Below are 11,844 nucleotides of genomic sequence, written 5' to 3'. Positions count from 1 at the left end.
ACTCCAACAGGCTCTGAAAGAGAACTATCAGTTAGGTGGTCCGGGCGGGCCGTAGAGCATTTGGAAAAACCAGATGAGGAAGCCATAGCCGCCCACTATCGCGACCGACAGCAGCGGAAAAAGGCAGACGACAAGAAAGACAAACAGCCGGGCTTCTTTGCGACGCTGCGGTTTTTGTTCTTCAGCCAACGACATGAGAATCTCCTGCCGAAACTTGCGTTGATACTAGATCAGTAGTTAAGGGGAGGACTTCTGCCCTGAGTTTTTCTCGACCAATGGTTAATCTCCATGCACCGGTGCAAGCCACGAGCGGGACAGGTATGGAGATGGATGCAATCTACTTTCGTGACACAACGCAGGCGTATCGGTCCGATCTCCTTGCGCGTAGTGCATGCGGTGACCGGAGTTCCCGAGTAAACGGTCCTCGCAATCTCTTCCCGGTCGATGCATTCGGCTATCGGTCCAGCAGAGGTGCCAGCAGTGCACACATGCTGCGCCAGTGCGAACCCTCCCAGTAAACCCGTTGGCAGGCGTCGCAGCGCAGGAAGTGCGAATAGAGCGCGCCAACGCGTGGCGGGACCTGCGGCCGGGCCAGTTCCGGGCTGATCTCGTGCAGCGGCAGGTTGCAATGAAGGCACAGGCTGAATGGCCGCGCGCTACGCGCCAGGTCGAGGCGCTCGTACAATTCGCGCAGCTGCAGCGACGGTTTCAGGGCGTGCACGTAACAGCCGTGGCTGATGATCCGCCGCTTGAGCAGTTCGCGGTCACGGGTCAGCACGATACGTCCTTGCTGCGCAGCGATCTCAGCAATCTCGCCATCCTCGAAGCCATTGTCGTAGAGGGTGTCGAAGCCGCTCATACGCAGCAGGTTGGCCAGCCCGCCCAGGTGCGCATCAGCGACGAAGCGCAGCACCCGTAAAGGTTGAGCCCGAACCTTTAACAGCGGGCTGATGTCCAGCGTTTCGAACTTGGGATACACCGCCAACCGGTCATCGTCGAAGATCACCCGCTCGAAACCCACCGACTCACCGTTGAGCAGCACCAGCTCGACCTCCGTGTGCGGTATCCCGAGCGCCTCGATCATGTGCTTGACCGTCGCCCCTCGCGCGCACTTGCAGGTGAATGACTGCCGCCGCCGTTCGGCCGGCAGGAAATCGTTGAGCTCCTCGTAGAAGCGGAAGGTTGCACTGGCCATGATGAACAGTATGGCAAGGCTGCAGGATGAGCGAGTCTGGCCCGGGCATCTTCTGCGGCGGGGCCACGACTACGATCATGTTGGAATTGCTCAGGGATAGGTTTGATGCCGATTGGTTCAGGGCCTTCCAGGCGGCAAAGATAAAAAGCAGTGGGCCAAATGTATCGCTGTGTATCCAGACCCGCTGTAAAGATGCTGGCGTACAAATGCCCCTCGATCCGGATACATCCGGGATACACGGTTGCAGTCAAATAGCCTGGCCTTAGCGAGAAAGCAAACGCACCTCGCACCACGGCTTATCGCCCTGGTGGCATGACCCTGAGCGGCCTCACCGCACACAGTATCCGGAGAAATAACCATGTCCCGTCTTTCGAACAAATCCCGTATTGGCCTGATTGCTGTTTCACTGGTCGGCTGCATGAACCTCGCTTCGTCCGCCTTCGCCGCTGACGCACTGCCTCAAGGCTACCAACTCGCCGCGGCGGAAAAGACCAGTGAAGGCAAGTGTGGCGAAGGCAAGTGCGGCGCCAGCGAAACCGGCGCCAAGGTCACCAAGGCCGGTGAAGGCAAATGCGGTGAAGGCAAATGCGGCGACGCTTCCTTCGCCCGTACCGACACCGACCACGACGGCCGAGTTTCCCTGAAAGAATTGCTGACCGTGGCCCCAAAGGGTGCTGAAGAGTTCAAGGCGATGGACACCAACAACGACGGTTTCCTTTCCGAAGGCGAGGTCTACAAATTCCGCACCAACCAGTTCACCTCCAACGGCAAGAAAGTGCCAACCGAGCTGTTCACCAAAATGAGCAAAGCACAGGGCTGATAGTGGGGACTGCCGACTACAACAACACCGGTGTGGCGAGATAGGGTTTTCTCTATCTCGCCACATCGGTGTTTTATTCGTTGCGATCTATAAAGCGTCGGGGTGCTTCAAATCGACCGCTGATTCACCCGCCGGGTCAGTTCCTCCGCCGACTCCTTGCGTTCGGAGTAACGGTCAACCAGGTCCGGACGCTCCCGGAGCAGCAGAGTGAACTTCACCAGCTCCTCCATGACGTCCACCACCCGGTCATAAAGCGCGGACGGTTTCATGCGGTTGTCTTCGTCGAATTCCAGATAAGCCTTCGGCACGGAAGACTGGTTGGGGATGGTGAACATCCGCATCCAGCGCCCCAGCACGCGCAGTTGATTCACCACGTTAAACGACTGAGAACCACCACTGACTTGCATGACCGCGAGGGTTTTGCCCTGGGTCGGGCGAATGGCGCCTAGCGCGAGTGGCACCCAGTCTATCTGCGCCTTGAACACGGCCGACATCGAGCCGTGACGCTCGGGTGAACACCAGACCTGTCCTTCGGACCATTGCATCAGTTCGAGCAGTTCCTGGACTTTCGGGTGATCGGTCGGTGCATCGTCCGGCAGAGGAAGGCCGGATGGATTGAAGATCCGCGTTTCTGCACCGAAATGTTCGAGCAATCGGGCGGCTTCCTCGATCAGCAGACGACTGAATGAGCGCGGTCGAGTCGACCCGTACAACAGCAGGATTCGCGGCTTGTGCGGGGTGTCGTCACCGGCAATGGATTGAATCAGGGAGGCGTCGAGATTGGGCAGTTCGTGGGACATGAGGGCTCCGGTTACAGGGTGCTGATGCGATCGAGTTCGCGCTTCAAGGCATCCCGGTCAAGTTCGCCGAAGGGCAGGGCGAGGAAGGCCCGGCAGCGTGTTTCGATGCGCGCCAGGGTTGAGTGGAAGGCTGCGGTCACGACCGCTTCGTCGCCCTTCACCTCGGATGGATCTTCCAATCCCCAATGGGCTTTCAGCGCCGGGCCGAAGTAAACCGGGCACGCCTCGCCGGCAGCCTTGTCGCAGACGGTGATGACAATGTCCGGTGGGTTGGCTTCGAAGGCGTCGTTGCCTTTACTGCTCAACCCGTCAATCGCGATGCCGGCTTCTTGCAGCGTCACAAGACTGCGCGGCAGAACCTGGCCCTTGGGGAAGCTGCCGGCACTGACTGCCTGAAAACCTTGCGGCGCGAGATGATTGAACATCGCTTCGGAGAGGATGCTGCGGCAGCTATTGGCGGTGCACATGAACAGAACGCGCATGGTGACTTCTCTGAGTACATATGGTTAATCGAATATACGGTTTTCCATATGGATTGGTCAAATGCTGTCTGAATGCCAATTCACTGCCTGTCATGGGTCTTTGCAGAAATGCGGTCTCGGCGTGCGAGTCTTGGCTTTAATGTCCGCAGCCGACGGGAAATGGTCGTCGGCCTCTGGACGTAAGCATGAGGGCGCTTAAACACGCGCCTTCCACAGATGTTTATTGAGTAGAAGCGCACACGGCTGCACGCCTAATTTTTGCACTCGGCCAACACCACCTGGCAGGTATCCGGCGTGCCACCGGAGCGGCCGGCATAGCGAATGCAGTTACTCAGGGATTTCTGGCGTGCCATGTTCAAGGTGTCCCCCCAAGCGAGGCCGCCCTCACCGGAAGTGGGCAGTGCTTTGGCATAGCAGCTTGAGCCTACGCTCAAGGTCGAGTAGCGAGCCGTGGCCGCTTTGCCTGAACATCCCGCCATCATCGCCAGGATGATGGCAAGCAGGGAGGGCAGGATCCATGACGAGCAGTGGCGTACTGTGTTTGCGGTCATGGCGTTTTCCTGCAAGAGGCGGCTAGCAGCGTGTGTGTAGTCGTGTACTTATCAGATTAGACGGTAGGTTGACGTTGCTGCAATCGGCTGTGGATTCAACCGGTCGATGCAGCAGATTGCCTCGATCTTTCAGCGGTTGTTTCAATGTTTGGTGTTTTCCAAGTGCGGCGATTTATGCCACGGATAGCCTTTCGCGCTGAGTTGAAAGGCGTAATCGAATAAACGCTTCATGTACTCGCCATCGAATTTTCGATTGTGCGGAAAGTAGAAGTCGGAGCCAATGTACGCAAGATTGAAATCCGCTCCATCCTGTTGTGCCATACGGTAAATACGCTCCAGGTCGCTGATCCCCTGAGTTTGAATCAAGGCACTGATGGCTCGACCGCCGATGCTCAATGTGCGGCGCTTTGTCCCGGACCACTGTGGCTCCAGTGTCCCATTACGAATGACATAGAAATGACGGTCGAGTCGCAAAGGTGCTCCGGTGGCTTTGCTCAGCGCCATCACGGTGCTGGGTGGGTAAAGAAACACTTGAGTGATGACCCCTCCGTCCACGTGCATTTCCTGAAACTGTTTGCCGTCAACGTCCACATCAATCATGACGGGTGAGACTGCACCGGGAATACTCATTGACGCGAGCATAATGTTGCGAAAGAGGTCGAGCGCTCCCGGTGCTTTGCTTGCGGCAATCGCGCCCATGTTCCACGTGACTGGCCGCCCCGAATCAAGGTCAGTTGTGCCAATCAGCAGAATTCGTCCTTTGGCGTACTCTGTCGCGATCGCCGCAAGAATCTGTGCTGTAACGTATTTTGCGATGAGCCGCGACAGTGGCTTACTGTCCGCTATACCGTCGCTGGCAAGACGGGTGAATACGCTTCGCGAATGAAAAATGTCTTTTGGACCGATTGCGTTGGAGACATACCGAATCACGCCGTCGTACTCGGACCCCAGGTAAGCGAACGGGGCGACCAGGGCACCCGCGCTAACGCCTGTGACGACCTTGAACATGGGGCGAGTTCCTTGCGTCGTCCATCCAGCAATCAGTCCCGCTGCGAATGCACCCGCGTCGCCGCCACCGGAAATCGCCAGCATATTTGCCAGCGGAAGGATATTGTTCGGCTTCCCGGCCTTGGCGAGAACCTCGCTCTCACGTTTGTTGGACTGAACCGCATCCTCAATGAAAGGCGTCAGGTCGTGGTCCAGCCTGTAGCGAGCATCGGGAATGCCTGAGATGACAGCTTTTTCCGTCAAGGCTGGCGGAACAGCATCACGGCGTGGCAGACACGCTTGAAGAAACATGTCCAGAGTTGAGGCGCCAGGTCTGAGCGGGAATGGTTTCAAAACGCCTCTCCAGCCCTTGCCGTCGACAGCAAGCGCGCTCATCGTCCCCGAGAAAGTCCCTGCCGGTGGTGTACGAGATGACTACACGCCAGCCGCCTGCGGCATGTCATTCGAACGCCAGGCTGCTCATTCTGCGCTCCTTTACATGATAAAAAAACTCATTGGCCGCGCGCGCCAGGTTTTATAAGAAAGCCTTTTGACTCTCCTGGTTAAGGGGTAGAGCGTGATATTTAGGACGGGTCAATTACGCGTTGCGTACTGGCTGAACAGGAAAAGCTTGACCCCTTCAATATTCATGAGCTCGTATGAGCAATGAGGCAATAATCAGACCATTTGAGTGAAAGACGCTTGGCTGCAAGCCTTGGGCCTGTAGCGCTGCTGAAGCGCTTTTGTTCCCCCCCGATTTCGGAGTGAGCTTCCCCACTAATGGGCGTGATTCCCCAGCAGAGTTCGCGTCTCCATTAACTCAAAATTTCAAGCACTGACCAATGTTTGCTGGTCTCCCAGGTAATCCGACATATTTTGTTGCGGGGCTGGCAAGGCAATTGCTGAGTGAGCTTGTCCCGTTCATGCAAGGTGCAGGGTCGGGGTGCTGTGGAACTGTCAGTACTCCATTGAGTGATTGCCTGTAACCATCGGTTTGCATCACGAAGTACCTCCGACTACTCAATACTGGGGCTACTCAATAGAAGTACTGCAGTCATCCTCTGCAACCGTCCAGGGGAAATGCTTATGGGCCACTCCAGAAATACGTGTGCGCAGGTAGCACTGAACCGGTTGTGCTTTCTAGCCTGCCTGCTGATGGTCACGCTGGTGGCGGCCGACGAACCTCAGGGCAATGACAACCAAAGTAATGAGAAGTGGCTGGAGCCGGCACGCTCCAGGCTCATGCATGTGATTGGCGGGATGCCGTTCTTTCCTCATCGGGCCAATACCACCGGCAACCTGGTTTTGAATGTCAAAGACTTCGACAATGCCCAGGTCTGTGGCGCTTGCCATACAGAGATCTACAAGCAGTGGCGCTCGTCGATGATGTCCCAAGCCTGGGATGAACCCATCTATCGGGCTTTGCTCAAGCGTGCGAGTTCGGCCACCGAGGGGAAGGTCGATAACTTCTGCACCGGCTGCCATACCCCGATCGGTCTCACGACCGGGCAGATCAATTCGCAAGTTAACCGCTCTTCAATTGAAGACAGCGCGAAGAATCATCCGATGCCTGGGGTCGATTGCGAGACCTGCCACAACATCAGTGCACGCACGGGCCTCGATAACGGTGCCTATGTTCTGAGCCCTCGAGCGCACGGTAAACCCACCAAGTTCGGCCCGCGTAAAGATGCCGTTTCGCCTTATCACGACACCGTGTATTCCGCTCTGCACACGCGCTCGGACTTTTGCGGAACCTGCCACAACGTCACGCACCCGTTCAGCAGTGTGGCGGTCGAGCGCACCTATGACGAATGGCAGGAGAGCACCTACAGCCTTAACGATGTCACCTGCCAGAGCTGCCATATGCCAGGTTTTGCGGGCAAGGCCGCGATCATGGGGCCAGACCGCGAGGAGGTCGCCTCGCATTGGTTCAGCGGAGCCAACGCGATGCTGCTCCAGCACCTCGGCCAGGAAGAGGGCGCGCAACGCGCGCGCAACATGCTCGCGCGCGCGGCGGAAGTAAAGTTCGAGCAACTGCCGGCAGCCATCATTCCCGGGCAATACACCTCGGTCGCAGTCAAAGTTTCCAATGTCGGCGCCGGGCACAAGCTGCCGACCGGCTTTCCGGAGGGACGGGAGATGTGGATCGATTTCCGGGTGCAGGATGCCACGGGTCGCGAGCTCTATCGATTGGGTTCGATCAAGGACGGCAAGACCGAGGACGACACGCGAAATTTCAAAGTGCACATAGGCGACAAGGACGGAAATCCGTTGGACGTCGAGGTTTGGAATGCCACGCAGATTCTCTCGGACAACCGCATTCTGCCCAAGGGCTACGATATCCGGGAATTCTCCTTCCTGGTGCCGGCCGACGCCGTCGGGCCGCTGACCCTGAATGCCAACCTGAACTACTGGCCGTTTTCGCAGAAGCTGGCCGACTACCTGCTCGGCAAGGATAAGATGCAGGTGGAAATCACCCAGATGGCCAAAGTCACGCAGAGCGTACCTCTGTCCCCGATCACTGCGTCCCGACCCTAGCGGCATATGTTCACGCGGTGGTTGTGACGGTACATGGACCGAAAACGCCTGCTATCGAGCTAGGGGACAAATGCCGGGAATGCCGTTTTCAGCCTGTCACCAGGGACAGCCATCGACCCGAAGCTGACGCTACGGATTGCAGGCGGGGGGATAGTTTTCTCGCGCCTTCGTGTGCCGTTATCGCTATATAGTGGCAACATTTCTTCGGTCAAAGGAATGGCTATGAACCCCTTAAGCTTACTCGTCGGCGTGATCGGCGCCACTTTGTCCCCGGTGTCGGCATCGCCAGCCCTGTCTGAGTCCCTGTCGCCAGTGACGGTCAAACAGGGGCGTATCTCTGTGCTGGTCGAAGGCAAGGGAACAGACATTATATTGATTCCAGGATTGGCATCGTCCTACGAAGTATGGGCTGATTTGGCCTCCAGATTGCGACAGACCCACCGTCTCCATCTCGTACAGGTAGCTGGCTTTGCCGGCTCGCCTGCCGCATCCGATCCAGAAGGGAAAGTAGCAGCGCCTACAGCCGAGGCGATTGCTGAATATATCCGCAGCCAGCGCATCGAGGCGCCGGTCATCATCGGTCATTCGTTGGGTGGTGAGGTGGCACTGATGCTTGGTGCTCGTCATCCCGACCAGGTTGGCCCCCTGATGATTGTCGATGCTCTGCCTTTTTATACGTTGCTGATCGCACCCTCGGCTACCAGTGAAACGGCCACCCCGCATGCTGCTGCGATGCGCGATGCGATGTTAGCGGCAACACCTGACCAGGCCGAAGCGATGCAGCATGCATCCATCGCCCGTCTCGTCAAAACTGAAGCGTTCAGGCCAGGTTTGGCCGCAGCGGGGATAAGCTCGGACCGAAAGACCGTGGCCGATGCCATGTATGAACTGATGGTTACTGACCTGCGGCCTGAGCTTGAACGCATTAAGGTGCCGGTCGAGGTTGTCTATGCCTACGACCCGCTTTACGGCATAGATGCTTCCAACGTTGATGCAATGTACCGGAACGCCTATGTCTCGACCCCAAACATCAGCTTGCGACGCATTGACGGCAGTTTTCACTTCGTCATGCTTGATCAATCAGAACTGTTCGCCGCTGCTGTCATCGAGTTCCTGAACCAGTGAGCGACGGCATGGGGTTGCCAGAGTGACGAATCGCCGCAAACGGGAAAGTGGATTCGTTGCCGTGCTTGCGGGTCACTGACCGTCCGCTTCTGGCCGATTGCTGCCCGTCACTAGCGGCAGCTATGCGGCTCTCGTAGCCATTGATGCGCTTGAGAGAACCGTAAAAATTCACTCCTTCGCCGCGCAGACAATCACTTCAACCAACAACCGCGGATCAGCGAGTTTCGCCTCGCCGCAAGCACGTGCCGGAGCATGGCCCGCCGGTATCCAGGCATCCCATACGGCGTTCATCGCCTCGAAGTCCGCCATGTCGGCGAGCCAGATGGTTGTTTGCAGCAAGTGTTGCCGCGTAGAGCCGGCTTCTTTGAGCAAGGCATCGACCCGTGAAAGGGCATCGCGGGTTTGGTCGGCGACGTTGTGGTGGGCCTCACCCACTTGACCGGCCAGGTACACTGTGTCGCCGTGGATGACGATCTGGCTCATGCGTTGGTTGGTCTGTTTGCGTTCGATGGTTGGCATCAATTGCTCTCCTGTGGAATGACGTGGCTCAGAAACGTTGCACGGAAAAACTGTCGAGCCAGCCGGGGGGCTTGCCGGCGATGCAATCCGCGACCAACTGGCCGGTCGCCCCGGCGAGGGTCAGGCCCAGGTGTTGATGGCCGAAGGCATAGATCAGTCGCGGTTCGTTTGGCGATGGGCCGATCACTGGCAACGAGTCGGGCAGGGACGGGCGGAAGCCGAGCCATTTGCGCGCCACCGGTTCGGTCAAACCCATGACACGGCGTACATGGCGCTCCAGATAATCAAAGCGTTTGGGATTGGCCGGGTCGTTGATCGAGCCAAGCTCCACCGTACCCGCCACCCTCAGGCGACCGGCCATGGGCGTCATGTAGAACGCGCTTTCCACCGGGCAGCAAGGGCGATTGAGCAAGGTGTCTTGCAGGTCGAATTCGAGGTGATAACCGCGCTCGGTATCCAGCGGAATGTGATCGCCGACCTGACGCGCCAACGCCGCCGACCAAGCCCCCCCGCACAGCACCACCCGGTCGGCGCGGTAGGTCAGGCCTTCGACGCTGAGCAGGTGCAGGCCGTCGCTGTGCCTTTGCAGGCCGGTGATCGTTGCTTGATGCAGCGCCCCTTCAGCCACCAGCGGTGCCGCCAGCGCTTCAATGAAGGCTCGCGGGTCATCCATGTGCGACGACTCGGGAAACAGAATCCCGGCGACCGCTTTACCCGCCAGGGCCGGTTCCAGCTGTTCGATATCGGTAGCGTTCAACACTTGTTGCGGGATGTTCAGGGCGCGGCGCAGTTCGATGGCGGCCTGGGCGCCGGCGAAACCCTGCTGGGTGCCGTAGGCATAGATGCAGCCGTTGTGGCGCAGATGCTGATTGGCCTGGGGGCAATCTGCCAGCAAGGGCGCATAACCGCTGTAGGTGTGTTGCAATATTTTTGTCAGTGCCAGGGTGTTGGCTTCGCAGCGCGAAGCGCGACATTCATTGAGAAACCGCAACAGCCAGGGCATCAGCCGGGGCAAGCGGGCCCAGTTGATGACAAAGGGAGAGTCCGGCGAAAACAGCAGCGACGGAATCGCCTTCAACAGTGAAGGCTGGGCGATCGGCATCACGCCGTAGGGCGCCAGGGTGCCGGCATTGCCGTAGGACGCGCCGGCGGCAATCGCCTCGCGCTCCAGCAACAGCACTTGGTAACCCTGGCGACGCAGCCAGAGTGCAGTTGCCACCCCGACAACACCGGCACCGATAACGGCAATTTCGCAATGAACTGGCTGTGTCATGACCTCAGATCCGGTTGTGCATATAGAGATGACCCTGGCGCGCCAGTTGGCTGATGATGCCCAAGGCCTTGACCAACTGCTCCCGTGACAGAGCAGCCGAGATGTTGATGCGCACCGCTTGCGGTGACAGTTCCGGGCGCAAGGTGAAGGCGCCGCCGGCCAGCAGCACGACACCGCGGTCCTGGCACAATCGGGCGAAGCGCGAACCGGTCCACGGTTCTGGCAACACCAGCCAGGCGTGAGTGCCGGTGGCGCTGTGCTGGAATTCCAGGCCTTCAAGATGCGTGGCCAGCAGCGCCTGGCGGATCCGCAGTTCTTCGCGCTGTTCGGACACCAGTTGCTCGGCATGCCCGTCCTCGATCAACCGGGTGGCGATCAGCGCAGTCAGCGGCGAAGTGCTCCAGCAGTCGATGCGTTGCATGGCGGCGATGTCTTGCACCAACGGTTGGGGCGCCATGACAAAACCCATGCGCAGCCCCGGCGCGATGCATTTGGACAGGGCCGAGATGTAAATCGTCCGTTCCGGCATCAGGGATGCGAAGGAGGGCGGTGATTGATCCAGCAGCGGTCGGTATACATCGTCCTCGATCACCAGCAGGTTGGTTTCGCGAATCACCTCCGCCAGTTCTTCGCGGCGCTCGGCGTCGAGGGTAATGGCGGTGGGGTTATGGATCGACGGCACCAGAAACAGCAACCGTGGCTGATGTTCGGCGCAGGCCAGGCGCAACGCTTCAGGGGACATGCCGCGCGCATCAGCATCAACCCCGACCAGAATCAGGCCCAGAGAGCGGCACAGGGCGTTAATGCCTTGATAGGTCACGCTGTCGGCCAACACGGTGTCGCCGCTGTTGGTCAGGCTGCGCAGGGTATTGGCGATGCCATGTTGCGCGCCTTCGACAATCAGCATCTGACTGGCCTGGGCCTCTACGCCGGTATGGCGCAACCATTGCGCAGCGGCTTCCCGGGCCCAGAGCGGACCTTCGGACGGGTGATAGTCCTTCATGTCGCCAAAGCGCGGATCACTGGACAGCCGTGGCAGCAGTTGTGCCAGTACCCGATTGAACCCATCGGTGGCCGGGCGGTTGACGCTCAGGTCCACGGTGCCCGGATCATTGCTCGGCGCCGACTGGAACTGCGCGGCCGGATGCCGAGGCTGGGCGACTTGCGTGCCGCGACCCGGGCGGCTTTCTACCAGGCCTTTTTGCTGCAACACCGCCATGGCTCTGGTCACCGTGGTGATGTTCACCCCCAGTGCGCTGGCGAACTCGCGGTGCGGCGGCAGGCGCTCGCCCGGCTTGAGCTTGCCATTGCCGATCGCTTCAGCCAGTGAATCGGCCAATTGGGCGTAAAGGGTTTCTGCCTTGTCGCGCTGCAAAGCGGCACTGGCTTTGAGCTCGTCCAGCAACTGTTCGAATTGACTCATGGTGCTTTATCCCTGCTTGTCATGCTTGCAGCAAGACAATAAGCAAATTTGTATTGCTTTTTATCCGATACAAGGCCCATTGACAAGCTAAAAAATCGTGATTAGTGTGTGAGTTGTAATGCTTGTCATGC

Annotated in this window: 12 protein-coding genes; 3 read left to right on the top strand and 9 right to left on the bottom strand. The window is 58.6% G+C overall.

The features are described 5' to 3' along the window. Nucleotides 1-27: 27 nt before the first annotated feature. Complete coding sequence (napE, locus tag K5R88_RS07405; RefSeq protein ID WP_008038857.1) at nt 28-195, bottom strand: periplasmic nitrate reductase, NapE protein; 168 nt, start codon at nt 193-195, stop codon at nt 28-30. A gap of 259 nt (nt 196-454) precedes the next feature. Beyond that, a complete protein-coding gene (locus K5R88_RS07400; RefSeq protein WP_223481198.1) occupies nt 455-1,195 on the bottom strand; it encodes a Mut7-C ubiquitin/RNAse domain-containing protein in 741 nt (246 codons plus the stop codon). Between the two features lie 358 nt (nt 1,196-1,553). On the opposite strand from K5R88_RS07400, the gene K5R88_RS07395 reads away from it, so the two are divergent. Next, nucleotides 1,554-2,015 carry an HvfA family oxazolone/thioamide-modified RiPP metallophore gene (locus K5R88_RS07395; protein ID WP_192228256.1) on the top strand — a complete coding sequence of 154 codons (462 nt, stop codon included), beginning with the start codon at nt 1,554-1,556 and terminating at the stop codon, nt 2,013-2,015. Between the two features lie 107 nt (nt 2,016-2,122). On the opposite strand, the gene arsH is transcribed toward K5R88_RS07395, so the two are convergent. From arsH to K5R88_RS07375, 4 genes are all read right to left on the bottom strand, one after another. Further along, nucleotides 2,123-2,815, bottom strand: a complete 693-nt coding sequence (gene arsH, locus K5R88_RS07390; protein WP_192415837.1) for an arsenical resistance protein ArsH — start codon at nt 2,813-2,815, stop codon at nt 2,123-2,125. 11 nt (nt 2,816-2,826) lie between these two features. Next, complete coding sequence (locus tag K5R88_RS07385; RefSeq protein WP_008033448.1) at nt 2,827-3,297, bottom strand: arsenate reductase ArsC; 471 nt, start codon at nt 3,295-3,297, stop codon at nt 2,827-2,829. Between the two features lie 251 nt (nt 3,298-3,548). Then, nucleotides 3,549-3,848 (bottom strand): hypothetical protein, encoded by a 300-nt coding sequence (locus tag K5R88_RS07380; RefSeq protein ID WP_226299564.1) that lies wholly within the window; start codon nt 3,846-3,848, stop codon nt 3,549-3,551. Nucleotides 3,849-3,989: 141 nt separating this feature from the next. After that, nucleotides 3,990-5,189, bottom strand: a complete 1,200-nt coding sequence (locus K5R88_RS07375; RefSeq protein WP_226299563.1) for a patatin-like phospholipase family protein — start codon at nt 5,187-5,189, stop codon at nt 3,990-3,992. A 732-nt stretch (nt 5,190-5,921) separates the two neighbouring features. On the opposite strand from K5R88_RS07375, the gene K5R88_RS07370 reads away from it, so the two are divergent. Together K5R88_RS07370 and K5R88_RS07365 are read left to right on the top strand one after the other, a co-directional pair. Next, nucleotides 5,922-7,373, top strand: a complete 1,452-nt coding sequence (locus tag K5R88_RS07370; RefSeq protein ID WP_226299562.1) for a multiheme c-type cytochrome — start codon at nt 5,922-5,924, stop codon at nt 7,371-7,373. Nucleotides 7,374-7,595: 222 nt separating this feature from the next. Next, nucleotides 7,596-8,498 carry an alpha/beta fold hydrolase gene (locus K5R88_RS07365; RefSeq protein WP_226299561.1) on the top strand — a complete coding sequence of 301 codons (903 nt, stop codon included), beginning with the start codon at nt 7,596-7,598 and terminating at the stop codon, nt 8,496-8,498. Between the two features lie 168 nt (nt 8,499-8,666). Here K5R88_RS07365 and K5R88_RS07360 read toward each other — a convergent pair whose 3' ends face one another. From K5R88_RS07360 to K5R88_RS07350, 3 genes are read right to left on the bottom strand one after another with little or no spacing between them, the layout of a single operon-like run. After that, complete coding sequence (locus tag K5R88_RS07360; protein WP_226299560.1) at nt 8,667-9,017, bottom strand: RidA family protein; 351 nt, start codon at nt 9,015-9,017, stop codon at nt 8,667-8,669. Nucleotides 9,018-9,045: 28 nt separating this feature from the next. Next, a complete protein-coding gene (locus tag K5R88_RS07355; protein ID WP_226299559.1) occupies nt 9,046-10,290 on the bottom strand; it encodes an NAD(P)/FAD-dependent oxidoreductase in 1,245 nt (414 codons plus the stop codon). A 4-nt stretch (nt 10,291-10,294) separates the two neighbouring features. Continuing rightward, nucleotides 10,295-11,713, bottom strand: a complete 1,419-nt coding sequence (locus tag K5R88_RS07350) for an aminotransferase-like domain-containing protein (RefSeq protein ID WP_226299558.1) — start codon at nt 11,711-11,713, stop codon at nt 10,295-10,297. Nucleotides 11,714-11,844: the final 131 nt, after the last annotated feature.

The sequence above is a fragment of the Pseudomonas sp. MM213 genome, assembly GCF_020423045.1.
Taxonomy (GTDB): Bacteria; Pseudomonadota; Gammaproteobacteria; order Pseudomonadales; family Pseudomonadaceae; genus Aquipseudomonas; species Aquipseudomonas migulae.
This window is presented reverse-complemented; position numbering and strand designations above follow the sequence as displayed.